Source organism: Neisseria sp. CCUG12390 (assembly GCF_047837985.1).
Lineage (GTDB): Bacteria > Pseudomonadota > Gammaproteobacteria > Burkholderiales > Neisseriaceae > Neisseria.
Genome location: NZ_CP181244.1, coordinates 356,486 through 382,120 on the forward strand (window position 1 = coordinate 356,486; position 25,635 = coordinate 382,120).

The window sequence follows — 25,635 nt, forward strand, 5'->3', positions numbered from 1 at the left end:
ACGCATTTCAGACGGCCTGCTTATCTTTCTTATGCTTGCCTGAAAAACCGTCCAATACCAGCAACACCGCGCCCACGCAGATAAAACTGTCGGCGATGTTGAACGCAGGGTAGTACCAATCTTGCCAATAAAACAGTAAAAAATCAACCACATGGCCGTGAATTACGCGGTCGCTGGCGTTGCCGATTGCCCCGCCGATAATCATCGCCGCGCCGATTTTGCCCCAGCGAGCAAAATCGTTTTTCGCAATCCCGCGCCACAAATACGCGCTGATGACCAGAGCCAGCGTCAAAAAGAAATACTTCTGCCAGCCGCCCTGATCGGCCAAAAAGCTGAACGCTGCGCCCGGATTGAACACCAGCGTCCAATCGAAAAAATCGGGAATGATATTGACGCGTTCCTGATAGCGGAAATTCGCCAGCGTCCATAATTTACTGATTTGGTCGAGCACGATTGCCGCCGAAGCCAGCAGCAGATAAGGAATTTTAGAACTCATGTTTTCAGACGGCCTGAAGTCGGTAAAAGGGGGTATTCTACCCGAAAGCAAAGCTAAGGTGTGGGTGAAATCAATGCATTTGAAACAGGAAATCTTAAGCGAGGAAATGCGTAACCTATGGGTTAGATAAATCTGTTTTGAGATAAATAAATATTTCAAATCTCGGTAAATTTGGTTTTTGAGTGTCTATGGGCAATAGAAAATATTGTTGTCGTATAAGTAAAACAAAAATCAGGGAATGGGCAAAAAGTTCCTTATGAAATGTAAAAAAATATTTCAAATTGTTTATTTTTTATGCATAATAATCGGCTTGGAAAGTAAGTATGCTCACAGATTAACCGATTTTTAAAGATACCATTACAGGGAGTTTTCATGTTGAAAAATGCCAAGATTAAAACCATTTTATTCACTGCAGTTAGCGCAGCGTTGTTGTCGGCTTGTGGTGGCGGTGGCGGCGGTAGCTCGCCGAGTACGGAATTAGTAAATAATGCCGCCAGTGCACGCAGCGTGATTGACAAAGCTGCTGCGTTGAAACCAGTGGAAGAACTTACTGCTGCCGATGCCGGTGCGGTGGCTGCCGTTATTAATGCTTATAATAGTCTTTCTGACGCTTCTAAACAGTTGGTCGGTAAAGACACTTTGGACAGGCTCAAGGCGGCAGAAGAAGCTGTGAAAAGAGCGGCGGAAGGAAGTAAGTCTGCTGATGGAACAGTGATTCAGGCAGCAGATTCCGCAGTAGATGCAGTAAAAAAGAAAATTTCGGCTTTACCTGATTCAGCCAAAGATGTGGATACTGCCGAAGAAGAGAAAGCGTTGACTGAGACACAGCAAGCATTCAATGCATTGAATGAACAGCAGAAAACATTGATTACTACAGCTGAAAAATCCAAACTTGACAAGTTGTCGGCGCAATTGGTAACTGACCATAGCCCGCTCGCTGCGCTTAACCTGCCGACTCCGCTGCACACCGATTTTATCGAGTCAGCCGCAGCACAACAAAACAACCCGAACATTCAGTTGCGCAAAATCGATGGTCAAAATGATTTTACGACCAATCAAGGCGGTTTGATTAGTTCTTTAGAGTCGAATGCCAATCAAGAAGTGAAGTTGGATGGTGTGGTGATTAATAACAGTACGGCGGCAGGTAATGCTACTACTGTTAATTTTACTACGCCATATTCAATGATTGCTAAGGCCTATTCGGGTGGTATTTCTAAATCTGATGTTAGTACACATAGCGGTTTGCCAACAGGCAGTAAATTTGCTACCGGTACGGCAAGTTTCGATACTGCAATTGAAGAGGCTTATAAAGCACTGGAATCAGCCAAAAAAGCACTGGAATCAGCACAAGATGACGTGGCACGTAAAGAAGCCCAAAAGGAAATTGACAAGTGGCAGCCACTTTACGATGCTTACATGACGGCACGTCCCCAATTGGCTGATAATGTAGAAAGTTCAGTTGGCGGAATTGCCTATATCAAAAAAGATAAAAACGGTTTGGTGTTTGATAAAAAATTCGACGGTGTATATATTGTACAGTTTACTGATGGCACCCGTATTGTGATGCACGATCCGGCGGCTGCAGGTTGGACTTACCAAACTTTTGCGCATTACACCGATCCGAAAAACGGTGTGATTCACGGTTATCAAACCTTGGGCGATGAAACCGTATTCGGCAGCCTGCCCGCCAACGGTACAGCGACGTATAACGGTTTGACTACTGCCTATTTGGTTGAAGGCGGTAAACAGCGTCAGTTAACTGCTGATGTCAAAGCTGTGGTTGATTTTGCCAAAAAAGGCGTACGTTTCGAAACGCTGAATTCTCAGTTCCACAGTCTGAATAACGGCGTACGTACCAGTACAGCTGCAGCTGACTACAATATCAAAGGTACTGCTGCTTGGGGTAATGCTAACCACTTTGTCGGCAATGCAAAAACCACTAACGGTTTAAGCGGCGATTTGAACGGTAAATTCTACGGCGCGAATGCTGCTGAAATTGGCGGTACTTACGGCCTGAAGAATGCGACTGAGCAGTTAATCGGCGGTTACGGTGCGAAACGCCAATAAGCTTTGAGCGGTAAACAGGCCGTCTGAAAAATTTCAGACGGCCTGTTTGCCTGAATGCGAAATATAGATTTTGCATAAAAAAACGATTTGAAACATTTCGGGAAAAACATTGATGAACATGATGAAAAAAGCGGTGTTGTCATGGCTGCTGTTTCCGGCGGCGGTTTGCGCGGCGGATGCGGTTAAACCGCCGGAGCCGGGCACGGCAGCGGAGTTGAACATTCAGGTGGCGGAGCCGCAAAATCAGACTGCGCCGGCAAATGCCGCAGACGGGGAAAGGCCGTCTGAAAGGGTGTTGGAAGTGAACGAGCAGATGCTGCTGGCGGATACCGAGTTGCTGGAACGGGCAATGTATTCGGCGGTGGTGGCGCAGAATACCGCCGGTATCAAGGCGGTGTTGCCGATTTATCGGAAATGGCCGCAACACGATAAGGCGATGGCGCGTTATGCAGGCGGCCTGCTGGCGCAGGGCGAGGGGCGTGCGGATGAGGCGGTGGCGCAATACCGTGAATTTATTGCGGAAAATCCGAATGCGCCGATGGTGCGTCTGCAGTTGGCCAGGGCCTTGTTTGAAGACCGGCAGAACGAGGCGGCCGCCGACCAGTTCGACCGTTTGCAGGGTGAGGATATGCCCGAGGGCTTTAAAAAATTGGTGGAAACCTACCGCCAAGCCTTGCGCGAACGGGATTCTTGGCAGTTTAACGCGTCGCTGAACGTCACCCGCGAGCAAAACATCAACCAAGCCCCGAGCGAGCGTCGTTTGGGTGACTGGTTGTCGGCGGAAGAATGCGAAAAGGCGCGGAGTAAAGATGCGGGCGACGACTGTTTCCGCGGCTGGACATTCGATGCGCCGATTGACGCGGCCGCCGTCAACTACCAAATCGGCGCGGAGAAAAAGTGGTCTCTGCCGAAAGGCTGGTATGCCACGGCAGGGGCGGATGTGTACGGCAAAATTTATCCGAGCCATACGAAATACAATGATTTAATCGGCAGGGCTTCGGTCGGCATCGGCCATGCCGACCAGCGCAACGATGCGGGCATCGCGCCGTTTCACGAACGCCGCTTTTACGGCAACGACCCTTATACCTACACCAACGGCGTGCGCCTGCATTTCAATCGTTGGCATACGCCGAAAATTCAAACGCTGACGGCGGCGGAGTTCGGCCGTCTGAAAAACACCGCACGCGAACGCAGCGACAGCCGGAGCATGCTGTTCAGCGGCTCGCTGGTGTATTATGCCGACGCGCGGCAATATTGGCTGGCAGGGGCGGACTGGTACCGCGACCGCAATAAAGACGATGCGTCGGAAAGCTTCGACCGCTACGGCGTGCGCGGCGCATGGGGACAGGAATGGAACGGCGGCTTGTCCACCCGCCTGCAGCTGACCGCGGCCAAACGCCATTATGACGATGCGAGCTTTTTCAGCAACGGCGACAAGCGGCAGGATAAGGAATTGGGCGCAACCCTGTCGTTGTGGCACCGCGCCGTCCATTTCAAAGGCATCACCCCGCGCCTGACCGTTTCCCACCATCGGACGCTGAGCAACGATAAATTGTACGAATACAGCAAAAACCGTATGTTTATCGAGTTGGGTAAGACGTTTTGATGACAAGGCCGTCTGAAAGTTTTTCAGACGGCGTTAAATTTTGTACGGTTACGCAGCTTGGGGCTGCGAACCGTACTTACACGATCGTCCGTGATTAGAAACGGGTAGGGTGGGCACTTGTTGCCCACGCGTTTTGTTTTTCTTGAGTTTGTCTACGGTAGATTTTACCTCAAGAAAATGAAATAAAAACATTAGGTTAAAAATCGAATCATGGGAAATTTTCTAAACCTGTTCATGATTCGGATTTTTGTGGGCAGCAAGTGCCCACCCTACATATTGACGGTTTCCTAATTAAATAAAGCACTTTCTCAGGAGAGGGAGCAGGTAATTGAATAACTGCGGTTTTTAAAACCATCAACAGCGGCGTCCCAACATAATTTTAATCAAAAGGCCGTCTGAAAGTTTTCAGACGGCCTTTGCCGTTTGCTTTTTAAGCGGTTAGCTGAACATGCTTATGCGTAATGCCGCTCTTCGCCTTTGCCGTCCACGTTGTCCGCGCAGCGGCTGCACACGGTGGCGTGTCCTTCCACGCTGCCGATGTCGTCGGTATAGTGCCAGCAGCGTTCGCATTTTTCGCCGTGGCTGGCATGGGCGGTCACGCTCAATTCGTCGGCTTTGTGTACGGTGGCTTTGGAAACCAGCAGGGCAAAGCGCAATTCTTCGCCCAAGGCTTTGAGATACCCTGCCAAGGCTTCCGGCGCGTGGATGTCTACTTCGGCCTGCAGCGACGAACCGACGGTTTTGTCGGTGCGCAGCGGCTCGATGGCGGCAGTGACGGCTTCGCGCACTTCGCGCACGGCTGCCCATTTTTTCACGATTTCGGCTTCGGCTTTTTCGTTAATCGGCGGGAATTCGTGCCATGTGTGGAACAGCACGCTGTCTTCTTCGCCGCCGCCGATGATGTCCCACGCTTCTTCGCCGGTGAAACACAAGATCGGTGCAATCAGCAGTACCAGACTGCGGGTGATGTGGTACAAAGCAGTTTGCGCGCTGCGGCGGGCGTGGCTGTCGGCTTTGGTGGTGTAGAGGCGGTCTTTCAGAATGTCGAGATAGAACGCGCCCAAATCTTCCGAGCAGAACGACACGATGTCTTTCACGGCGAAGTGGAAGGCATAGCGCGGATAGTAGTCGCCGGCCACGCGCTCTTGCAACTGGCGCGCCAAAATCAGCGCGTAGCGGTCAAGCTCGACCATTTGGTCTTGCGGCACGGTGTGCTCGAACGGATTGAAATCGCTCAGGTTGGCAAACAGGAAGCTCAAGGTGTTGCGGATGCGGCGGTAGCTTTCGGTAACGCGCTTGAGGATTTCTTTGGAAATCGCCAGTTCGCCCGAATAGTCGGTCGAAGCCGCCCACAGGCGCAGAATGTCCGCGCCGAATTCGTTGTACACTTCTTGCGGCGCAACCACGTTGCCGATGGATTTCGACATTTTGCGGCCGTTTTGGTCGACGACGAAACCGTGGGTCAAAAGCTGTTTGTACGGCGCGCGTCCCATCGCGGCGCAGCCGGTGAGCATGGACGATTGGAACCAGCCGCGGTGCTGGTCGCTGCCTTCGAGATACAGGTCGGCAGGCCAAGTCAGTTCTTCGCGCTGTTTCAATACGGAATAGTGGGTTGAGCCTGAGTCGAACCATACGTCCATCGTGTCGGTCAGTTTGTCGTATTGCTCGCAATCTTCTGCGCTCAACAATTCGCTTTTATCCAGCGAAAACCACGCTTCAATGCCTTTTTCTTCGATGCGCTGCGCCACTTGCTCGAGCAAGTCGGCGGAATTCGGGTGCAATTCGCCGCTTTCTTTGTGGACGAAGAACGTCATCGGCGTGCCCCAGTAGCGTTGGCGCGAAACCACCCAGTCGGGGCGGCCTTCGATCATGGCTTCCAAGCGCGCGCGACCCCATGCGGGGAAGAATTCGGTGTCGTCCACCGCTTTCATGGCTTTGTCGCGCAGGGTTTTGCCGTCTGAACCGGCTTTGTCCATGCCGATAAACCATTGGCCGGTGGCGCGGTAAATCAGCGGCGTTTTGTGCCGCCAGCAGTGGGCATAGCTGTGTTCCAGCTTGGTGTTGCACAAGAGGCGGCTGTTTTCTTCCAGCCATTCGATGATGACGGGGTTGGCTTCCCATACGGTCAAACCGGCCACGCGCGGCACTTCGCCGATGTAGCGGCCTTCGCCGTTGACGGGGTTGTAGAGTTCGATGCCGTAACGGTTGCAGACGGTATAGTCTTCCAAGCCGTGGGCAGGGGCGGTGTGCACCAAGCCCGTACCGGCATCGGTGGTAACGTGTTCGCCGTTGAGCATGAGAATGTCGCGCTCGATAAACGGGTGCGCCAAATGCAGGTTTTCCAGCTTGTCGCCCGTGGCTTCGGCCAAAACGTTGAGGCCGTCTGAAAATCCGTAGCGTTTCAGCGCGTCTTCGGTCAAATCCTTCGCCAAAACCAGCTTGCCTTTTGGGGTGTCGATGAGTTGATAAACCACGTCCGCGCCTGCGGAAACCGCTTGGCTGGCAGGGAGCGTCCACGGTGTGGTCGTCCAGATGACGGCAAAGGCTTCGCCGTCGATGGCGGCCAAGCCGAATGCTTTGGCTAGAGCTGCGTTGTCTTTGAAGAGATAGGCCACGTCAATGGCAGGGGAAACTTTGTCCTTATATTCCACTTCGGCTTCGGCCAGCGACGAACCGCAATCCAGGCAGAACTGCACGGGCTTCGCGCCGCGGTAGAGATAGCCGGCTTTGTAGATTTCGCCCAAAGTACGCACGGTGTCGGCTTCGGTTTTGAAATCCATCGTCAGATAGGGATTGTCCCAGTCGCCCAATACGCCCAAGCGGATGAAGTCTTTTTTCTGACGCGCGATCTGTTCGGCGGCATATTCGCGGCACAATTCGCGGAAACGCGCTTTGGGCATGTCTTTGCCGTGCAGCTTTTCCACCATCACTTCAATCGGCAGGCCGTGGCAGTCCCAACCCGGCACATAAGGCGCGTCGAAACCGGCTTGGGTTTTGCTGCGGATGATGATGTCTTTCAGGATTTTGTTGACGGCATGACCGATGTGGATGTCGCCGTTGGCATACGGCGGGCCGTCGTGCAGGACGAATTTCGGGCGGCCTTTGGCTTTTTCGCGCAGTTTTTGGTAACGCTTGAGTTCGTACCAGCTTTTGAGCCAGGCAGGTTCGCGTTTGGCCAGATTGCCGCGCATCGGAAACGGGCTTTCGAGCAGGTTGACGGTTTTGCTGTAATCGGTCATGTTTGGTTCTCGGAAATGGGGTGACTGGGTTTCAGACGGCCTTGAGGTATTCTGGGAATGCCTGATTTGCGTTTTTTGAACGGTCTGCTGTTTCTGAATCGGCTGAGCCGTGGGCAGCGAGTGCCCACCCTACAGGGATAAGGCCGTCTGAAAAAATCATAAAGCGTTATTGTAGCGGAATTGTGTTGTTTTTATAAGGGGTTTGATGGGAATGACGTTTGTGCGGCGGAAAACAGAAGGCCGTCTGAAAACGGTTTCAGACGGCCTTTGAATATTTTTTACGGCTGCCAGTTTTTCGCCGCTTCCATATCCTGCAAAATTTGCGTTTTCAAGGCTTCGATGCTGTCGAATTTCTGCTCGTCGCGCAGTTTGTGCAAAAAGCGCACGTTGAGCCGCTGGCCGTATAGATCGCCGGTAAAGTCGAACAGATGCACTTCTAGCTTCTGCGTTTTTTTGTCGGACACGGTGGGGTTGAAGCCGAAACTCGCCACGCCGCGGCGCGTGCCGAAGCTGCCGTCCACTTCGACCACGAACACGCCGCTGAGCGCGTAATGATACGGCGGCAGTTGCACGTTGGCGGTGGGGGCGTTGATGGTGCGGCCGAGTTTTTTGCCGTGTTTGACTTTGCCGCTCAACACATAATCGTGTCCCAATAATTTGCGTGCGTAGGCCAGACGACCGTCTGAAAGGGCTTGGCGCACGGCGGTGCTGCTGGTGCGGATGTCTTCGACGATGACCGAAGGCGTGCGCTCGGTCTGCATACCGCTTTGGCGTTGCAGCATGTCGAAGCTGCCTTCGCGCCCTGCGCCGAAGCGGAAATCGTCGCCGATTAGGAGGTAGCGGGTGTTGAGTTTGGCACGCAGCAGGTCGTCGATAAAGGTTTGCGCGGGCATGTCGGCGAAACTTTGGGTAAACGGCAGCACCCATACGGTATCGACGCATCCGGTTTGCCGCAGCAAATCCAGTTTGGTACGCAGGGGGGAGATGCGGTAGGGTTGCGGTCTGCCGCATTTTTTGGCGAAAAATTCTTTCGGCTGCGGCTCGAAGATGACCGCGACGACAGGCAGACCGAGACGGTCGGCCTGGCGTTTGAGGGTTTGCAGGATGTGTTTGTGGCCGAGATGCACGCCGTCGAAATTGCCGATGGTAACCGCCGCGCCTTGCGGACAGTCGGGCGGATTGTGCCGGCCGAGGTGGATGTTCATGGTGGTGGGTGGGTGTTTGGATTAGGGCGTTATTGTAAACGCAAATCGGGTTCGGGATAAATGCTTCGGAATAAATACAGGCCGTCTGAAAAGCGGTTTTGCGGTGCGGCGGTATTTTTCAGACGGCCTCTGTTTTATTTTATATCCGCTTGAACCGGCTCGACTTGGTAACCGACTTGGCGCAGCCGCACGATTAAGCCTTGTCCGCCGAACAAATGCGCGCTGCCGACGGCAACCAGCGTCGGCTTTTGCGGCAGGATTTCAATCAGGCGCGGCAGCCAGGTTTGGTTGCGCTTGGTGAGCAGTTTTTGATACAGGAATTCGTGCCAGAGCGGATGGTCTTGTTCGGGCAGGAAACGCAGTTGATGGGCGGGATTGGCAATTTCCGCCCATATTTTGCGGGCGCGCCGGGCGCGGTAGTCGCGTTCCAGCGACACGGTTTCGTCTAAAAAGGCGCGGTGGTGGGTCACGAGGCTGTCGAGCGAACGGATGACGGCGTCTTCGGGAAGGCCGTCGAAATAATCGAGCTGTTCTGCGCCTTCAAGCGCGATGACGGGTTTTTGCTGCTTTTTGGCCGTCTGAATCAGCAGATGATCGATGCCGTGGCGGTAGGAATAGCCTTTGGGTGTGAACATACTTTGTGCCGCCATCCACAAAACCCACGGTTTGGTCCGGCTGTCGGGGGAAAAGGCCAAAGGTTCCTGACCCGTGGTCAATATGCGCTGCAAACGCTGTATCCTTGCCTCGCCCAAGCTGGTTTTCAGCGGACGCGTATCGGCCATTATCTGCTGCATACGGCGGATTTCGGTGCCGCTCATGCTTTCTTCGTCGGTTTCGACCACCAGTTGCGACACGCGGCCGAGCGCGCGGCGGTAGTCGGCGGGCAGGGTGCTGTTGCGTTTGCCGACGTGTATCGTGCCGAGCAGGTAGGAAACGGGGCGGCCCTGTTTGCTGATCCGGTAGAGAAAAGTGTCGGCTTCGGGCTCGCCTTTGGCAAAAGCGGCAGCGGCGAATAAAAGTAAAAAAGTGCAGAATAAGTGACGCATGTTTTCAGACGGCCTTCGGTATAGCAGTTTGGTTGACGGACAGAGGCCGTCTGAAAGCGACGCTGTTCAGACGGCCTGAAGAGGGTTTGCAAAGCGTTACTACCAGAAAGGATGGTAAAACGGACGACGCCAGCCCCAGTCGTCGTAATAGTCGTAATAATAGCGGGCTTCGCGCAATTTTTGTTGCGAGATATGGTTTTGCCACGCCATTTTGTAACAGGCCTGGAACATCGGGTCGGCCACTTTGTCGACGTATTTCAAACGGAAAGCCTGCTGCTCTTTGGTGGAGGCAGCGGAAGGCTGTTCGGCCTGTTCAAACTGTTTCTTCATCAGCAGGGCGGTCTCTTTGTCGCACTGGGCGGCCAAAGCTACCTGCAGGTTTTGTTCGTAACGCTTTTGCGCGGCAGCGCGTTCGGCTCTCTGTTCGGGGGTAACGGCGCAGGCGGCGAGGGCGGAAACGGCACTTAAAATCAAGGCGGTGCGTAATCGTTGCATGATGATGCTCCTCATGGGGTAACGGATTTAATGTACGCCATTTTACTGCGGTTGCGCAAGTCCGGCCGCGAGCGGAGACGGCAGCAGAAATCCGTTTCAGACGGCCTGCCGGGATAATGACTGTCTGTTATGATTGGCTTTACCATTCTCGGATAACGAGGCCGTCTGAAAATTACAAGGAAACAAAGTTTTGATAAAAAAATACGCAACACGGCGGACAGCCCGTCCGCAGCGGCATGAGCGGCTGCATGCGCCCCCGTTTTGGCAGGCCGACCGGCCTTATCTGCGCGAGCAGCAGATTTCGGATGCGCGCTTCCGCCGCTTGGGCTACATCATGGCACTTTTGGCCGGGGCGATTAATGCCGGCGGTTTTTTTGCCTTTGCACGCTATACGTCGCATGTCACCGGTTCGATTTCGCTGCTGGCCGATATGGTTTATACGCGCGAATGGGGCGTGGTGCTGGTGGCGTTCATCAGCGTGGTGTGTTTCGTCATGGGGGCGGCGCATTCGAGCTGGGTGATTTTGTGGACGCAGCAGAAGCGTTTCCGCGGCAGCTACGGCTTTTCGATGTGGCTGGAGGCATTTTACCTGCTGGTGTTCGGGTTGTTCGGCGCGGCGGCGTTTCATGTCGATTTCGGGTTCGGCGAATTCGCTTTTCCCTCGCTGGCATTGTTTTTATTGTGTTTTATCATGGGAATGCACAATACGGTCATGACCTTGCTTTCGGGCGGTGCGATTCGGTCGACGCACATGACCGGTTCGGCGACCGATTTGGGCATCGAATTGTCGAAAGTCGTGTATTACGCCAAAAAACACCATCCGCGTCTGCCGCATATCCACGTCAATAAGCCGAAAATGCACCTGCTTGTCGGGCTGATGGCAACATTCACATTGGGCGGTATCGTCGGTGCATTCGGCTATCAGGCCGTCGGCCATCATTTTGCCCTGCCGGTCGCGGCGGTTCTGTTGCTGTTGGGCGCAGGGTCGGTCGGTTATGATGTCAAAGTGCGGCTGAAATTTATGCTGGCAAACTGGTATAAAGGCCGTCGGAAAAATGTAAAGAAATAAACTGCCGCATCGGGTAAGCTGTCGTTTAAACAGATAAGCGGTAGGCGTAGGCCTTAAAACCGTTAGCGCATGAATAGCTGTGTAATATCGGGTTAAACGTAGTTTGAGGCCTTGGCAAAGTTGGTTATCATAACCAAGTAACAAAGTCAGGCTTGTATAAGCCGCTTCCTACATTGATTATTCCGTTTTCAGATTGCCTCTGAAGGCGTTTCTACCGAAAGGAAAACCATGAAATTCTTGAAACCTTTGACCATTGCCGTTTTGGCCGCTCCTTTGGCTTTGGCCGGCTGTGTGACCAATCCGACCACCGGTGAGCGCAACGCCAGCAAAACCGCCATGTACGGCTTGGGCGGCGCGGCTGTGTGCGGCATCGTCGGCGCACTGACCCACGGCAGCAAAGGCGCACGCAACTCGGCTCTGGCTTGCGGTGCTGTTGGCGCAGGCGTGGGCGGCTATATGGACTACCAAGAGAAAAAACTGCGCGAGAGCTTGGCCAACACCAACGTAGAAGTCGAACGCCAAGGCAACCAAATCAAACTGGTGATGCCTGAAAACGTGACCTTCGCCACCGGCAGCGCGGCTTTGAGTGCCAACGCGCAAAACGCGTTGAACGCCGCCGCGCAAACTTTGGTTCAATACCCCGACACGACTTTGACCATCAACGGCCACACCGACAATACCGGTTCCGACGCCATCAACGAGCCGTTGTCGCGCAACCGTGCGCAAGCCGTGGCGACCTACCTGCAATCCCGCGGTGTGAACGGTTCGCGCCTGACGACTGCCGGTTACGGTTCGCGCCAACCGATTGCGTCTAACGCAACCGTCGAAGGCCGCGCGCAAAACCGCCGCGTGGAAGTGCTGATTAATCCGGATCAAAACGCCATCCGCGCCGCGCAACAACAAATGTAATCGCTTGATTCATTAAGCAAACAGGCCGTCTGAAGTATTTCAGACGGCCTGTTTTGTATGTTGGTGGGAGTGAATCCTTTACCAAATGCCGTGAAACGTTTTGGCCGGCTTCCAAAATGCCCATTTCGATTTCGGCGTGATGATCAATTCGCCGCCGTTGTCGCCGTCGGTTGCGATGGTGAGCTGTTTCAGACGGCCTGACTGCAACGCCTGCCATAAAGGTGCAAACCAACGCGTTTCCCAGCTCTGCAAAATCTCTTGATAGCGGAACACGTCGCCGGTTTGTCCGGTCACGGTTAAGTCGTCTAAAAAAATCAGGCCGTCTGAAACGGTTGTGCCTGACTCGTTCAATAAACTCAAATAAGCTTCAAAATCATAAGGCGCATCGATTCGCCGGTGCGGATAAAACTGCGCCCACGGGCTGTCGGTGGCGAGCAGGGGTGCGTTTGCGCTGCCGCGTACATCCTGCCACAGCCATAACCCGTTGAGGGCAGGGATGTTTTGCTTTTGGCGGTCGAGATTGACGGGGTGGCTGTGCAGCCACATTTGGATTTCGGTCTGTTTGTTGAGCCACTGCAGGGCATCCCGGCCTGCCGCTTGGTCGTCCGCGCCGATTTGGCCGCTGATGTCCCATAGCGGCGCAACCTGCCAATCGCTTTCAGACGGCATAGTAACCAGCCATAACTCGGGGCGCAGCATATGGAATTGCCAACCGTCTTCCCGATAAAATGTGTTTAATTCGCGGCACAGCCGTCCGGCTTCTTCCGGCAGGATATTCAGGTGTTCGCCGCTGACGACGCTGACTTGGTGCATACCCATCTGCTGCCATAACGGGGCGGCAAACGCGGCAGGACGGTCGGGGGCAATGCCGAGTGCGCGTTTTGCGTGTGCCAGCAGGCTGCCCTGCCAAAGATAGCGGCTGTAAAATTCAGACGGCTTTTGCGCCTGTTTGTTCAGACGGCCATATCGCAAGATTTGGTTAAATGCGTTCAGCCGCAGCGGCGGTGGTGTCTCATCGGTGCGACGGTTGAGCGCAGGAATGGCGAGGGTGATTTTCATAAAGTCATCAAACCGAAAAAGCTTATTTTACGTTATATTGAACTTGGTTTAATCCGAAAAAGACTAATATGGATTTAGGTCTTTTCAGACGGCCTTTTTGTCCCGGCAGGCGGTTCCGTGTTATAATAACCGTGCGTAAAATTCAGCAAAATCAAGTGTCAACATACCAAATCGGCAGGATAATCCTGCCTTGGGAAATGTTTATCTTATCCACTGCGGATTCTCGAAAAGGCCGTCTGAAAGCGGTCGATAAGATAAGCAGTTCATAATCAAAAATACAGCAATTCAAGTGGTTTTGCCACGATAAAAATTAAAGACTGAGAAGGATTGACGAGTGTCTGAACAAACGAAAAAACCTTTTTTCAACCGGTTTTGGCAGCATAAGCCGGTGCGTTGGTCATTATTGGGTATGCTGTTGCCGGTTTCCGGCGTGATGACGGCTTATGCGGTTACCGAGCCGATGCCCAAAGCGGGTAATTTCAAAGTCGAACGCGTTTTGGAAGAGCTGCCGCCCGTTTATGTGGAAGCCGGTAATTTCCAGTCGAGCTACTGGGCGCAGGAAGTGGTGCAGCAGGGTGATTCGCTGTCGGACGTATTGACCCGCATGGGCGTGCCGCAAACCGACATCAAAGCCATCATGGCGAAAAACAACGCTTCTCGCGATATGAATAACCTGAATACCAACCAGTCGGTCAATATCCGCGTTGACGCCACAGGCCAGGTGACCGACGTACAGTTCTTCGTCGACGAAGAGTTGGAACGCAACCTGGTGGCTTTGGAAAAAGTCAAAGGGAAATGGCAGGCATCTAACGAAGAAATCGACATGAAAACCATGCCGACCCTGCGTTCCGTCGCCATCCGCAGTTCGGCCATCGGCGATATGCTGCGTGCCGAAATCCCGTCTGATGTCTATCTGCAGCTTCGCGAAATTTTTGCCGATACCGTCGACATGCAGACTTTAAAAGAAGGCGACGTTATCCGTCTGCTTTACAACAGCATGTACTTCCGCGGCCAGCAAATGGGTGTGGGCGATATTTTGGCGGCCGAAATCGTGAAGGGTGGCAAAACCTACCACGCCTATTACTACAGCCAAGGTAAAGACGACGAAGAGAGCGGCAGTTATTACGATCAAAACGGCAAATCATTGCAGCAAAAAGAAGGCTTCAACACCCAACCTGTTGAATATACCCGTATTTCTTCTCCTTACGGTTACCGTGTCCACCCCGTTTTACGCACCGTGCGCATGCACACCGGTATTGACTATGCCGCACCGACAGGTACGCCTATCCGCGCGGCAGCCGACGGCGTGATTACATTCAAAGGCTGGCGGGGCGGCTATGGCCATACCGTCATGATGATGCACGCCAACGGCGTGGAAACACTGTATGGCCACATGAGCGCGTTTTCCCAACTGACGGGCAATGTGCGTGCCGGCGATATTATCGGTTATGTCGGCAACAGCGGCCGTTCGACCGGGCCGCACTTACACTATGAAGCACGTGTCAACGGCCAGCCGGTCAACCCGACCACTGTTGCCTTGCCGACGCCGAAGCTGACGCCGGACAATATGACCGCATTCCGCAAGCAGCAAAAAGCCGCCAATACCACTTTGGCAGCCGTGCGCGGCTTGCCGGTGTCGGTAGCGCAATTGGATTGATGCCGTTTGAATGGTGTATTCGGAGCAGTCCTGTGGGAGCAGGGCTGTTTCTCATTTAAAGAAAAGTTTCAGACGGCCTCAGGTTTAGGTTTGTCGGCTGAAACACTCATGATGATCAGTGAGCCATACGACTCTCATCTTTCGGTTTGTTCAAGCCATCGTTCCGTGAACGCAACAATTCCTGCGGTTGGGATTTGAAAAACACCGTTTTTTCACAAGGTGACTTGATTAAACATTGGTTTTCATGGTATAAATCGCGTTTTACTATTTTAGAAGTTTGGAGACTGACCATGGCACGAGTTTGCAAAGTGACCGGTAAGCGCCCGATGTCCGGCAATAACGTATCACACGCCAACAACAAAACCAAACGTCGTTTTTTGCCTAACTTGCAATCACGTCGTTTTTGGGTAGAAAGTGAAAACCGCTGGGTTCGCCTGCGCGTTTCTAACGCTGCATTGCGCACCATCGATAAAGTAGGCATTGATGTCGTTTTGGCTGATTTGCGTGCCCGCGGCGAAGCTTAATTAACGAACGCTTAATTTAAGGATTACTGCAATGCGCGATAAAATCAAATTGGAATCAAGTGCAGGTACCGGTCATTTTTACACCACGACCAAAAACAAACGCACAATGCCCGGCAAACTGGAAATCAAAAAATTTGATCCGGTAGCCCGTAAACACGTTATCTACAAAGAAACCAAATTGAAATAAGCCGGTTTTTTTGGAAGTATCAGACCCTTGTCTTCAAGACAAGGGTTTTTTGTTATTGGGATAAGGTGGGAAATGCCGGGAATAATTTAAAAAACACATATAAAAATCAAGATATGTTTTTTGATACGGCTACTCGGTAGGGTCGTTGGAAAGTGATAATTTTAAGCAAAGGCAAGCAAGCTTTGTTTAACCTGATTGTCTGTATCTTGTTGCATGGTGCTAGGAATTTGACTAAAAAATGCAATGAATCCTGATAGGCCGTCTGAAAATTTTCAGACGGCCTTTCCTATTTGATTTTTGTCATAAAATATTTATTTGGCTAAAAAATTTCATTTTAAAAAAGATTGACTTATTGAAACGGAATGGCTGATTGCCGTTATGGTGGCCGAAATTATGCTAATGTTACAATAATGGTTAAGAAATCTTAAAGTTTTATCTTGAAGTTGATTGAAAGGAAGGATTAGAAATGGAAAATTGGACGCAGACGCTCAGTGCCGGGACATTGCTCGGTATTGCAGCGGCAGCGATTTTGCTGATTTTGGTGCTGATTGTAAAATTCCGTATTCACGCGCTGGTAACGTTGGTGCTGGTCAGTCTGCTGACTGCGATTGCCACGGGTTTGCCGATGGGCGCAATTGTCAATGATGTATTGGTAAAAAACTTCGGCGGTACGCTTGGCGGCGTGGCGTTGCTGGTCGGCTTGGGCGCGATGCTCGGCCGTTTGGTGGAAACTTCAGGCGGGGCGCAATCGCTGGCCGATGCGCTTATCCGCGTGTTTGGCGAAAAACGTGCGCCGTTTGCACTGGGTGTGGCTTCGCTGATTTTCGGTTTCCCGATTTTCTTTGATGCGGGTTTGGTGGTCATGCTGCCGATTGTGTTTGCGACCGCACGCCGTATGAAAGCCGATGTGCTGCCTTATGCGCTGGCCTCTATCGGCGCATTTTCGGTGATGCACGTTTTCCTGCCGCCTCATCCAGGACCGATTGCAGCTTCGGAATTTTACGGCGCTAACATCGGCCATGTGCTGATTATCGGCTTACCTGTTGCAGTAATTGCGTGGTATTTCAGCGGCTATCTGCTGGGTCAGATTCTGGGGCGCAAGATTCATGTTCCCGTACCTGATTTGTTGAGCGGCGGTGCACAGGACAACGATACGCCGAAAACGCCGGCTAAAGCCTCTACCGTCATCGGCATCATGCTGATTCCGATGCTGCTGATTTTCCTGAATACCGGTTTGGCAACCTTAATCAGTGAAAAAGTGGTGAGTGCAGATGAGACATGGGTACAGACTCTGCGTATGATCGGTTCGACACCGATTGCGCTGCTGATTTCGGTATTGGTGGCTTTGTTTGTGTTGGGACGCGCGCGCGGCGAAGAGGCGAGTGCGTTGGAAAAAACCATCGACGGCGCGTTGGGTCCGGTTTGCTCGGTGATTCTGATTACCGGTGCGGGCGGCATGTTCGGCGGTGTATTGCGTGCGTCGGGTATCGGCAAGGCTTTGGCCGACAGCATGGCCGATCTGGGCATTCCGGTTTTGCTTGGCTGTTTCTTGGTGGCGTTGGCTTTGCGTATCGCGCAAGGTTCGGCAACCGTGGCTTTGACGACTGCCGCCGCTTTGATGGCGCCTGCCGTAGCGGCAGCCGGCTTCAGCGATTGGCAGCTGGCTTGTGTGGTATTGGCAACAGCAGCCGGTTCGGTCGGTTGCAGCCACTTTAACGATTCCGGCTTCTGGCTGGTCGGCCGTTTGTTGGATATGGATGTGCCGACCACTTTGAAAACATGGACAGTCAACCAAACCCTGATTGCCGTGATTGGTTTTGCATTATCGGCGGTGGCATTCGCCATCGTTTAAGGAGAATGACATGACAGTACATTTTGTAATGATGGGTGTCTGCGGTTGCGGCAAAACCACGGCGGCCTTGTCGCTGCAGAAGCACTTGGGCGAATGCGCTTATGCGGAAGGCGATGAATTCCATACCCAGGCTAACCGCGACAAAATGGGTGCGGGCATTCCGCTGACCGATGAAGATCGCTATCCGTGGCTCGGCAATCTGCGTGACTGGATGACGGCTCAGGCTCAGGCAGGTGCAGCGTATTCCATCGTCACCTGTTCCGCTTTGAAAAAACAATACCGCGATATTTTGCGCGGTGCAGAAGGCAAAGTGGCGTTTATCCATCTGACACCGCCGCAAGCCGTGAACCTTGAACGCATGTTGTCGCGCCAAGGGCATTATATGAAAGCCGATATGCTGGATTCGCAATTGGCGATTCTGGAAGAGCTTGAAGCCGATGAATATGGCGTAAAAATCGACAATCCGGGTTCGCCCGAAGCGGTCGAAGCCGATATTGTTGCTTGGGTGAAAGCGGAAGGTTTGCTGCCGGATGCGTAAACGGTGAATGGAAAGGCCGTCTGAAAAACTCAGGTTTCAGACGGCCTTTTTTATTAATTTTGAAAAAATATTTCTATTTTCTATTAATAATGGTAAAATTCGTTTTACATTTCAAGGCGCAGTATCAGTCAGCTTGTTGCTGTGTCTGTTTGTATTCCCTCCTTCTATTGCTGTATGACATTAGGCCGCCTGAAAAGATTCAGACGGCCTTTTTTTATGTGCGGAGCATGGGGAATATAGTCGTGTGAAATAGAAATGTGACAAGACGACAGCGGCTGCCGTGTACATCGGCACTAAGGGAGCCGGCAAGGCTGTATTATTTTTATTTCAAACGGCTATATTTAAAACAGCTTTTGCGAATCCAGCAGCAGCGTTACCGGCCCGTCATTGCAAAGCGTCACCTGCATATGCGTTTGGAAACGGCCGGTTTCCACGGTCAGGCCGTGTTCACGCAGATATTCGGCAGTCAGCCGGTACAGGGCTTCGGCTTGAGCGGGCGGTGCGGCATGGGAGAAGGAAGGGCGGCGGCCGCTGCGCGCATCGGCATAAAGTGTGAATTGGGAAACCAATAATACGGAGCCGCCGACGTCTTTCAACGACAAATTCAGTTTGCCGTCTTCATCTTCAAAAATACGCAGGTTGGCGGCTTTATCGGCGATATAGCGGGCATCGGCTTCGGTATCGCCGTGGGTTACGCCCAGCAGAATCATGAAACCGTTGCTGATTTTGCCGACGGTATCGCAGCCGTCGTTTCCGACCGTATCGACTTGAGCATGGGTAACTTTTTGAATGACTGCGCGCATGATGTTCCTTCGGGGTAAGAGGCCGTCTGAAAAACAGGCATTATAGTGAGACTGCCGAAAAAATGATACGGCATCGGCCTTGCCGTATTTGCCGTATGGTCTGGGCTTTGCCGGTTCCACTGTATCGGCGAATCTGTTCAGGCAAACAGGGCAGACAATGCGGATTGGGCGGTTGGCGGGTTTGAATGGAAAAGGCCGTCTGAAACAGTTCAGACGGCCTGCAAAACACACATGATCAATGGCTGATGCCGTTGGCTTCGAGCAATTCGTCAATTTGACGGCGCACTTTCTGTTGTTTGGCTTGTTGCGCCAGTTGGTTGCGTACCAGCTCGAAAGGCTGCGCTTCGGGGTTGCGTTCGACTGCGCTGAGTTTGAACAGATAAAATTTATCCTGCAGTTTCAAAGGATTGTGCGTAACGTCGCCCCGATTCATCGGTTCGATAACCTCGGCTATTTCGGGCGGCAGTTGCTGCGGCATGATGAATTCGTTGAACGCCTGTTCCGGATTCGGGTAACGCTTCATCAATTCTTCGAAAGACAAGCCTTTCAGCAGCAGCTCCTGTGCGGCCCGGGCTTGCTGTTCGCTGTCGAAGCTGACCTGCTGCAACTTAATCATGCGCGTTTGCTGCTCGTAGATTTTGTGCAAATCGTTATCGGTGACGGTGGTATTGCGTTCCAGATATTGCGCGTATTGAGTGGCGTAAAACTGAGCCTCCATGGTTTGGAATTGGTTTCGGACTTCGGGGTCTTTATCCAATCCGGCCTTCAGGGCTTCGTTTTTCAACACTTCAAACGTCTGCAACTGGCGTACCACATCCGCACGGATGGCGGCGCCATCGGGTTTGGACGTTTGGTTCGGATTCTGGTCTGCCTGGCGCAACACTTCCTTCACCATACTGTCGATTCGTCCCGCAGGGATTTCAGGTGCTTTGGCAATGGCGAATCCGGCTATCGCCGCCGCAACGATACCGGCAACCGCCGTTTGATGCTTCATCGTTCACTCCGTTATTCGTTATTTGGCCGGTTTGATATTGGCTTTTTGCAGCAGCGACTGAATCGAAGCATCGATGCGTGCTGCCTGCAAATCGCGGCCGATGTCGTTTTTCGCCTGCTCGTAAGTCGGCACGGTAATATTGCGGCGGTCGTTGACATAGAATACGCCGTAAACATTGCCGTTTTGCAGCGGTTTGGCGGTTACGCCGCCCTTTTTCAGGTCTTTGACCGCGTCATACAGAGGCGGCGCGGATTGCTGCAAATCTTTCAGCGGGACATAAGCATTCGGAATGCCACCGGCTTTTTTGGCCTGCTCGTCAACCGAATATTGGTTCAATACGCTTTTGAAACTTTTTTTCGCCTTCAGAGCAGCAATGGCTTTTTCGGCATCCGCACTGTTGGCTGTAACGATTTCGCCCAGCTGCACTTCCTGCGAGCCTTTATAGAATTTGCTGAAATCATCGTAGGCGGCCTTAACGTCTTTTTCCTGCACCGGATTTTGTTTGGCAATGTGTGCGGCATAGGCTTGGCCCAACAAGTCGCCCTCAAATACAGCCCATTCGGTTTTGAAATTCGCTTTTTTCGCTACGCCGCTTTTATCGGCAGCCGCGCGCGCCTGCTGCAGGGCTTGTTTGTATTCCGCACTCTGATCCAATTTCAACCGCTTGGCTTCTTGACCGACCACAGTCGCAATCACTTGGCGTTCGGTCAGGTTGCGGCGCAGGGCAGGGGTGTCTTGGATTTGCCCGTTTTCTGCGCGGATGGCTTTTACTTGGGCATCAATGACGCTGCTGTCGATGGCTTGGCCGTTGACGGTTACCAAAGTTTTGGCCGACAGGCTGCCTGAGGCGAGCGCGAGCAGCAGGGCAGGTATAAGATGGTTTTTTTTCATAAATTTCTCGATTATGTCCGGTTAGTTGAAATATTCGTCAGAAGTAGCGGCCTTGATGCTCAGGGCATGAATCAGGCCGTCTGAAAACAAATCCTGCAATAGGGTCTTGACCATGCGTTGCCGGTTGAGACGGCTGATTCCGCGAAATGCTTCGCTGACAATCACAACCGCATAATGACCGCCGCCTTTGTTGCCCGCATGTCCGATATGGTGATGGCTTTCGTCTGTAAATTCGAAAAATTCATATTCCAAACTTTTCAGACGGCCTTCGATTTCTGCCTGCATATCCATGATTTACAGACCGAATACCGGCTTGAACGGTTTGATTAAAATTTCTTCGTAAACGCCGGCATCAACGTAAGGATCTTTTTCCGCCCATTCCTGCGCCGCATCCAGCGATTCGAATTGCGCGATAATCAGGCTGCCGGAAACGCGCTCCGGATTGTCCGGTAAAGGATTCGGCCCTGCTGCCAGCAGACGGCCTTCGGCCTTCAATGCTTCCAATCGTTGCAGATGGTCGGAACGCGCCGCCATGCGGGCTTCGTGCACGTCATCGCCATCGGTGGCCAGCAACATGAAATATTCCATAAATGTATCCTTAATCAATCATGAAGTCGTTCGTAACCAAACGGTTACGGGGGATGACACGGCAGACGGGTATGGTTTTTGTTCAGGCCGTCTGAAAGTGCTTATCTTATCACAGCTCAAAGCCGTTTTATTGCGGATTGTGATTTTATTATTCAGCTGGCCGGATTTTGAATTTTGCCGGCTTATCCGGTTTTTAAGGTTTAAGGTGGACAGAGGCCGTTGCAAAACTCCGGATTTGAATGCAGTTTGAAGTCGGAGCAGCGCATAACAAAGAAATGTGCCAAAGACGGAGGCTTGGCAGAGATCCCGGATTGAATTTGCCTGTAAGAGTATTATGATAAGACTCAGGGGGAGATTTTCCGTTCTTTAAATCCGGGTAAAAGAAATTTCAGACGGCATAGTTTTAATGAATAAGGTGATTATTCCAATGTATTTGTAAAAAAGAAACGGTATTGGTGATAAAGTGGCGATTTTCCTGTCACTTTTTAACTCAATTTATCAGAATTACTTGGCAGAAAGGCACTTTAGAATATATCATCACAAAATATATAGTTTAAGTACGAAGCATTGCAGCCGGGCTGCAATTTCAAACAGGGGACAAGTTTTGAAAAATCATCATAAAATCAAATTAATTGCTGCTTCAGTAGCGTTGATGGCTTCATTCGGCGCAATGGCCGGATTGGGAGGGTTGAATGTCCAGTCACACTTGGGCGAGCCTTTTTTAGGCACCGTTACCGTGACGGGCGAAGAAGCCAAAACCTTAATCAACGGCGGCAGAGCATCGATTTCAAACAGTAATTTGCGTGTCAGCGTGCGCAAATCGGGCGGAGACAAAGCCGTCGTCAATATCCGTTCTACCCAGCCGATTCAGGATCCCGTGCTGATTTTCAAAATCGGCGTAGGCAGTCAGTCGCGCGAATACACCGCCATCATCGACCCAGCAGGTTACAACGGCAAAACCGACGGTTCGACCCGTGTCCAAAACAATACGGTTAACCGAATGGAAGCTGCCCCGGCTGATACATCGGTTGACCGCCAGGCTGCGCGCGAACGAATCAACCGCGCCATCCGCAGCGACAACGCAGGCAGCCAGGTTCAAAACCGCCGTCCGGCAGAGCAGGCCAAACAGCGTCAGCAGGCCAAACCTAAAGCACAAACCGAATACGGCGGCATTGTTTACGGCAAACGCCATCTGGTACGCGAAGGACAAACCCTGACCGGCATTGCCAGCCGTATCCGTCCTCAAGGTCTGACTTTGGAACAAACCGTCCAAGCTTTGGTAAATGCCAATCCTGACGTGTTTATCAACAATAATGCCGACCGTATGCTGGCCGGTAAGGTGTTGAGTATTCCAAGCCGTGCCGAATTTGAAAAATACTTGGGTCAGCAAACGCCTTCCGTTGCTCCTGTACCGGCGCAAGAGCCGTCTCAAGCTCCCGGAGCTTCCGTAACCGCGCCTGTTCCGACACCGGCTTCCGAACCTGCCCAGATGCAGGCATCTGCCCCTGCCGTAGAACCGTCGGTTGCTCCTCAGACTGATGAAACCCAAGCCTCCGCTCCGGCTGCCGCAGCATCCGAAGCGGTGCCTGCGGAAAGCAGTGCCGTAGAGCCTGCCGCACCGGCTGCAACCGAGACTCCGGCCCAACAAGAACCGGCGGATTCAGACGGCAACGGTTTGTGGCGTTGGCTGCTGCTGGGTGGCGCAGCATTGATTGCTTTGTACCTGCTGTCAAAACTGTTCGGCAGACGCAGGCAGCAAGCCGAGCCTGATATGCTTGCCCCTGTTGCGGAAGAGGATGCTGCCGAAGATGAAGAACACATTTCCGAATTTAAATCCGCTGCAAAAACAGAGCAGGATTTCCCGTCAAGCGCAGTGACAACTGCCGCTGCTGCCGTTGTCGGTGGGGCTGCCGCGGTAACTGCCGCAACCCAAAAACCTGCTGGCGAATTGGAAATGGAAGATGATTTCGGTGACGATATTTTCTTTACCGAAGTAGAAGAAACACCGGTTGAGAAGCAGGGCGATGTCGATTTTGATTTAAATGCCATCGATACCACCCAAGCCGCCATCATATCCGGTGCGGTAACGCATGATGAAGAAACCGAGAAACGCCGTGATGCCGATTGGGATGCCATCGAATCCACAGAAAGCGTTTACGAGCCGGAGCCTGAAAATCCTTATGTTTCGTACTCGGCCGTAGCGTCTCCGGCTTTTGAAGATAAGGCAGCCGAGCCTTTTGAGGCCGATCAGCCGTCTGAACCGGAATCTTGGAATATCGAAGCTGAAGCTGAAAAAGCCAAGGCTGAAGCCGAAGAAGAAAAAGCATGGGATTTCTTTGCCGAAGATACTCAGGCTGAAAAGGCAGCCGAGGTTGAGCCGGCTGAAGAAAACTTTGCGGCGGAAGCTGCTTCGTCAGTAGCTGCGGCATCCGCGTTCGTTTCAGCGGACGATGAAACCGTCGAATTCGAAAAGGCCGAATCCGATGAGGCGGCACCTTTGGAATTTGTTCCGGCTGAAGCGGAACAAGAGCCGGTCATCGACGCAGCTTTCGAGCCGAGTCCCGAACTGAACGATGAAGTCGTGGAAACGGTGGAGACAGAAGTCGCTGCTGAACCGGAATTGTTCCACATCCAGCAGTCTGAACCCCTGTCTTTCCAGGATGCGGAAGATTTCAATACCGAAGCCGCTCCTGTTGCCGAGAGTGACGAAGTCATCGAATGGGATGCCATCAACGTAACGGATTCGGCAGAAGGGTTGGCTCGCGACTCAGGCTTCATTTCAGAGTCCGTAGGTATGACGGCGCCGTTGGAAGCCAAATACGAATTGGCGAAAATGTATGTTGAAATCGGCGACCCTGAGGCGGCCAGAGAAACGCTGCAGGAATTGCTCGAAGAATCAGACGGTGCCATTCTGACTAAAGTTAAGACCATGCTTAAAGAATTGGATGCCTAAGATTTTTTAGCGGGTTAAGCGCAAAAAAAGATGCTGTTTTCAGACGGCATCTTTTTTCTTTGGCTGCATTTGTATTTTCTGTTGTTGCTTGATTTTCTGACATGTCTTTTGTACAGCCAATGGCAGGAAATCAACAATAATGTGAAACCGGTACTCGGGCAGGAACTTTGCAGAAATCATCAATCTTCGGAAGCTTATGAACATCGTCATTAACTATGCAAGCCCGCTGCGCGCTCCCTGTGCCGGTGGGAATTAAGATTTATCGGCTTGAGACCTTTGCAAAACCCGGTATAGACCTGAAAACCTATGCCCGTCATTCCCGCGCAGGCGGGAATCCAGACTTATCGGTTTCAGAAATATTTAGAAATGACAGCGGATTAACATTCTGGATTCCCGCCTGCGCGGGGAAGCATAGCGGACTTGCTCAGCTCATGACGGGTATAGGCTTTCGGTTTCGAACCAAGTTTTGCAACGGTCTCAGCATGTCTGCTATAAAATATAAAAACAGATCAGTTGAATCATCAGATTTTATTATGCTAGAAAATCACGGTAAACAAAGATGGGCATTGACCCTTTCTTATGACGGCAGCCTCTTCTACGGTTGGCAGAAGCAGGCAGATTCCGTTCCGACGGTTCAGACGGCCTTGGAACATGCCGTCAGTCAGATTGCCGGAGAACAAATCCCGGTCATCGTTGCCGGCCGCACCGATACCGGCGTACATGCTACGGCTCAAGTCGTCCACTTTGATACCGTTGCCGACCGTCCGGCGCAATCGTGGGTAAGAGGCGTCAATGCCCATTTGCCGCAAGGCATTGCCGTATTGCACGCGCAACCCGTTGCGCCGCACTTTCACGCCCGCTTTGATGCCTATGGCCGCCATTACCGTTATCTGTTGCAATCCGCCCCCGTGCGCTCACCGCTCTTAATCGGTAAAGTCGGCTGGACACATTTGGCTTTGAATATCGAACTGATGAGGCAGGCAGCCAAGCTGCTGGAAGGCGAGAAAGATTTTTCCAGCTTCCGCGCTTCCATGTGTCAGGCAAAATCCCCCGTCAAAACCCTATATCGTGCCGAAATCAGCGGCACGTCCGAATTATTGAAACTCGATTTGCACGGCAACGCCTTTTTGCACCACATGGTGCGCAACATTATGGGCGCGCTGGTGTATGTCGGTAGCAAAAAACTCAGTGTTGGAGATTTTGCGGATTTGATAGAAGAAAAAAGCCGTTTGAAAGCTCCGCCCACCTTTATGCCCGACGGTTTGTATCTGACCGGTGTCGATTATCCCGATGAATTCAATATTATGAAGACAAAGCCCCCTGTTTGGCTGTAAAACCTTTTCAGACGGCCTGCTGAATCTTTGGGATAAATGGCAGGAAAAAGGATGCAACAGCTGAAAAATAAAGCATGTTGTAAAAGCGCACATTATTTTTTATTCCTGTTAAGTATTGATTTA

The 25,635-nt window shown here is 52.1% G+C and carries 22 protein-coding genes; 11 read left to right on the top strand and 11 right to left on the bottom strand.

Going from position 1 to position 25,635, the window contains the following annotated elements; translation table 11 throughout:
* Positions 1–7: 7 nt before the first annotated feature.
* The gene (gene lspA / locus ACM67E_RS01770; RefSeq protein ID WP_416191935.1) at positions 8–496 is read right to left on the bottom strand and encodes a signal peptidase II; all 489 of its coding nucleotides are present in this window, start codon (positions 494–496) and stop codon (positions 8–10) included.
* Between the two features lie 372 nt (positions 497–868).
* Here lspA and ACM67E_RS01775 point away from each other — a divergent pair, with 372 nt between their 5' ends.
* Positions 869–2,563, top strand: coding sequence for a transferrin-binding protein-like solute binding protein (locus ACM67E_RS01775; RefSeq protein WP_416191936.1), 1,695 nt, complete (start codon positions 869–871; stop codon positions 2,561–2,563).
* Positions 2,564–2,684: 121 nt separating this feature from the next.
* Complete coding sequence (locus ACM67E_RS01780) at positions 2,685–4,169, top strand: surface lipoprotein assembly modifier (protein ID WP_416192715.1); 1,485 nt, start codon at positions 2,685–2,687, stop codon at positions 4,167–4,169.
* A 452-nt stretch (positions 4,170–4,621) separates the two neighbouring features.
* On the opposite strand, the gene ileS is transcribed toward ACM67E_RS01780, so the two are convergent.
* From ileS to ACM67E_RS01800, 4 genes are all read right to left on the bottom strand, one after another.
* Positions 4,622–7,408, bottom strand: a complete 2,787-nt coding sequence (ileS, locus tag ACM67E_RS01785) for an isoleucine--tRNA ligase (protein WP_416191937.1) — start codon at positions 7,406–7,408, stop codon at positions 4,622–4,624.
* 278 nt (positions 7,409–7,686) lie between these two features.
* Positions 7,687–8,613, bottom strand: coding sequence for a bifunctional riboflavin kinase/FAD synthetase (ribF, locus tag ACM67E_RS01790; protein ID WP_416191938.1), 927 nt, complete (start codon positions 8,611–8,613; stop codon positions 7,687–7,689).
* A gap of 134 nt (positions 8,614–8,747) precedes the next feature.
* Positions 8,748–9,659 (bottom strand): TraB/GumN family protein, encoded by a 912-nt coding sequence (locus ACM67E_RS01795; RefSeq protein ID WP_416191939.1) that lies wholly within the window; start codon positions 9,657–9,659, stop codon positions 8,748–8,750.
* Between the two features lie 99 nt (positions 9,660–9,758).
* Positions 9,759–10,154, bottom strand: coding sequence for a hypothetical protein (locus ACM67E_RS01800; protein WP_416191940.1), 396 nt, complete (start codon positions 10,152–10,154; stop codon positions 9,759–9,761).
* Between the two features lie 190 nt (positions 10,155–10,344).
* On the opposite strand from ACM67E_RS01800, the gene ACM67E_RS01805 reads away from it, so the two are divergent.
* Together ACM67E_RS01805 and ACM67E_RS01810 are read left to right on the top strand one after the other, a co-directional pair.
* Complete coding sequence (locus tag ACM67E_RS01805) at positions 10,345–11,223, top strand: YoaK family protein (protein ID WP_416191941.1); 879 nt, start codon at positions 10,345–10,347, stop codon at positions 11,221–11,223.
* 228 nt (positions 11,224–11,451) lie between these two features.
* Positions 11,452–12,132: an OmpA family protein gene (locus ACM67E_RS01810; protein ID WP_416191942.1), complete on the top strand. Its 681-nt coding sequence runs from the start codon at positions 11,452–11,454 to the stop codon at positions 12,130–12,132.
* Between the two features lie 78 nt (positions 12,133–12,210).
* Here ACM67E_RS01810 and ACM67E_RS01815 read toward each other — a convergent pair whose 3' ends face one another.
* Positions 12,211–13,191 carry a hypothetical protein gene (locus tag ACM67E_RS01815; protein ID WP_416191943.1) on the bottom strand — a complete coding sequence of 327 codons (981 nt, stop codon included), beginning with the start codon at positions 13,189–13,191 and terminating at the stop codon, positions 12,211–12,213.
* A gap of 409 nt (positions 13,192–13,600) precedes the next feature.
* Here ACM67E_RS01815 and ACM67E_RS01820 point away from each other — a divergent pair, with 409 nt between their 5' ends.
* The 5 genes from ACM67E_RS01820 (at position 13,601) to ACM67E_RS01840 (ending at position 17,949) form a co-directional block, all read left to right on the top strand.
* A complete protein-coding gene (locus ACM67E_RS01820; RefSeq protein WP_416192716.1) occupies positions 13,601–14,848 on the top strand; it encodes a peptidoglycan DD-metalloendopeptidase family protein in 1,248 nt (415 codons plus the stop codon).
* Positions 14,849–15,138: 290 nt separating this feature from the next.
* On the top strand, positions 15,139–15,372 hold the full coding sequence (gene rpmB, locus ACM67E_RS01825) for a 50S ribosomal protein L28 (RefSeq protein ID WP_002216391.1): 234 nt from the start codon (positions 15,139–15,141) through the stop codon (positions 15,370–15,372).
* Between the two features lie 31 nt (positions 15,373–15,403).
* Positions 15,404–15,559: a 50S ribosomal protein L33 gene (rpmG, locus tag ACM67E_RS01830; protein WP_003684373.1), complete on the top strand. Its 156-nt coding sequence runs from the start codon at positions 15,404–15,406 to the stop codon at positions 15,557–15,559.
* A 466-nt stretch (positions 15,560–16,025) separates the two neighbouring features.
* Positions 16,026–17,411: a GntP family permease gene (locus tag ACM67E_RS01835; protein WP_416191944.1), complete on the top strand. Its 1,386-nt coding sequence runs from the start codon at positions 16,026–16,028 to the stop codon at positions 17,409–17,411.
* Positions 17,412–17,421: 10 nt separating this feature from the next.
* On the top strand, positions 17,422–17,949 hold the full coding sequence (locus tag ACM67E_RS01840) for a gluconokinase, GntK/IdnK-type (RefSeq protein WP_416191945.1): 528 nt from the start codon (positions 17,422–17,424) through the stop codon (positions 17,947–17,949).
* A 341-nt stretch (positions 17,950–18,290) separates the two neighbouring features.
* Here the strand turns inward: ACM67E_RS01840 and dtd are convergent, their stop codons facing one another.
* From dtd to ACM67E_RS01865, 5 genes are all read right to left on the bottom strand, one after another.
* The gene (dtd, locus tag ACM67E_RS01845) at positions 18,291–18,752 is read right to left on the bottom strand and encodes a D-aminoacyl-tRNA deacylase (protein WP_416191946.1); all 462 of its coding nucleotides are present in this window, start codon (positions 18,750–18,752) and stop codon (positions 18,291–18,293) included.
* A 235-nt stretch (positions 18,753–18,987) separates the two neighbouring features.
* On the bottom strand, positions 18,988–19,746 hold the full coding sequence (locus tag ACM67E_RS01850; RefSeq protein ID WP_416191947.1) for a peptidyl-prolyl cis-trans isomerase: 759 nt from the start codon (positions 19,744–19,746) through the stop codon (positions 18,988–18,990).
* An 18-nt stretch (positions 19,747–19,764) separates the two neighbouring features.
* Entirely contained in the window at positions 19,765–20,637 is an 873-nt protein-coding gene (locus ACM67E_RS01855; RefSeq protein ID WP_416191948.1) for a peptidylprolyl isomerase, read from the bottom strand.
* A gap of 21 nt (positions 20,638–20,658) precedes the next feature.
* On the bottom strand, positions 20,659–20,928 hold the full coding sequence (locus ACM67E_RS01860) for a BolA family protein (RefSeq protein WP_416191949.1): 270 nt from the start codon (positions 20,926–20,928) through the stop codon (positions 20,659–20,661).
* Between the two features lie 3 nt (positions 20,929–20,931).
* Positions 20,932–21,225: a YciI family protein gene (locus ACM67E_RS01865; RefSeq protein ID WP_416191950.1), complete on the bottom strand. Its 294-nt coding sequence runs from the start codon at positions 21,223–21,225 to the stop codon at positions 20,932–20,934.
* A 604-nt stretch (positions 21,226–21,829) separates the two neighbouring features.
* On the opposite strand from ACM67E_RS01865, the gene ACM67E_RS01870 reads away from it, so the two are divergent.
* Entirely contained in the window at positions 21,830–24,178 is a 2,349-nt protein-coding gene (locus tag ACM67E_RS01870; protein ID WP_416191951.1) for a FimV/HubP family polar landmark protein, read from the top strand.
* Positions 24,179–24,711: 533 nt separating this feature from the next.
* A complete protein-coding gene (gene truA, locus ACM67E_RS01875) occupies positions 24,712–25,512 on the top strand; it encodes a tRNA pseudouridine(38-40) synthase TruA (RefSeq protein WP_416191952.1) in 801 nt (266 codons plus the stop codon).
* Positions 25,513–25,635 lie beyond the last annotated feature (123 nt).

Bases quoted from the DNA above. Each gene is read 5' to 3' on its own strand.
- ACM67E_RS01840 (WP_416191945.1), top strand. From the start codon at position 17,422: ATGACAGTACATTTTGTAATGATGGGTGTCTGCGGTTGCGGCAAAACC.
- ileS (WP_416191937.1), bottom strand. From the start codon at position 7,408: ATGACCGATTACAGCAAAACCGTCAACCTGCTCGAAAGCCCGTTTCCG.
- ACM67E_RS01815 (WP_416191943.1), bottom strand. From the start codon at position 13,191: ATGAAAATCACCCTCGCCATTCCTGCGCTCAACCGTCGCACCGATGAG.
- ACM67E_RS01860 (WP_416191949.1), bottom strand. From the start codon at position 20,928: ATGGATATGCAGGCAGAAATCGAAGGCCGTCTGAAAAGTTTGGAATAT.
- ACM67E_RS01780 (WP_416192715.1), top strand. From the start codon at position 2,685: ATGAAAAAAGCGGTGTTGTCATGGCTGCTGTTTCCGGCGGCGGTTTGC.
- ACM67E_RS01795 (WP_416191939.1), bottom strand. From the start codon at position 9,659: ATGCGTCACTTATTCTGCACTTTTTTACTTTTATTCGCCGCTGCCGCT.
- ACM67E_RS01775 (WP_416191936.1), top strand. From the start codon at position 869: ATGTTGAAAAATGCCAAGATTAAAACCATTTTATTCACTGCAGTTAGC.
- rpmB (WP_002216391.1), top strand. From the start codon at position 15,139: ATGGCACGAGTTTGCAAAGTGACCGGTAAGCGCCCGATGTCCGGCAAT.
- ACM67E_RS01850 (WP_416191947.1), bottom strand. From the start codon at position 19,746: ATGAAGCATCAAACGGCGGTTGCCGGTATCGTTGCGGCGGCGATAGCC.
- lspA (WP_416191935.1), bottom strand. From the start codon at position 496: ATGAGTTCTAAAATTCCTTATCTGCTGCTGGCTTCGGCGGCAATCGTG.
- dtd (WP_416191946.1), bottom strand. From the start codon at position 18,752: ATGCGCGCAGTCATTCAAAAAGTTACCCATGCTCAAGTCGATACGGTC.
- truA (WP_416191952.1), top strand. From the start codon at position 24,712: ATGCTAGAAAATCACGGTAAACAAAGATGGGCATTGACCCTTTCTTAT.
- ACM67E_RS01835 (WP_416191944.1), top strand. From the start codon at position 16,026: ATGGAAAATTGGACGCAGACGCTCAGTGCCGGGACATTGCTCGGTATT.
- ACM67E_RS01865 (WP_416191950.1), bottom strand. From the start codon at position 21,225: ATGGAATATTTCATGTTGCTGGCCACCGATGGCGATGACGTGCACGAA.
- ACM67E_RS01800 (WP_416191940.1), bottom strand. From the start codon at position 10,154: ATGCAACGATTACGCACCGCCTTGATTTTAAGTGCCGTTTCCGCCCTC.
- rpmG (WP_003684373.1), top strand. From the start codon at position 15,404: ATGCGCGATAAAATCAAATTGGAATCAAGTGCAGGTACCGGTCATTTT.
- ACM67E_RS01855 (WP_416191948.1), bottom strand. From the start codon at position 20,637: ATGAAAAAAAACCATCTTATACCTGCCCTGCTGCTCGCGCTCGCCTCA.
- ribF (WP_416191938.1), bottom strand. From the start codon at position 8,613: ATGAACATCCACCTCGGCCGGCACAATCCGCCCGACTGTCCGCAAGGC.
- ACM67E_RS01820 (WP_416192716.1), top strand. From the start codon at position 13,601: ATGCTGTTGCCGGTTTCCGGCGTGATGACGGCTTATGCGGTTACCGAG.
- ACM67E_RS01810 (WP_416191942.1), top strand. From the start codon at position 11,452: ATGAAATTCTTGAAACCTTTGACCATTGCCGTTTTGGCCGCTCCTTTG.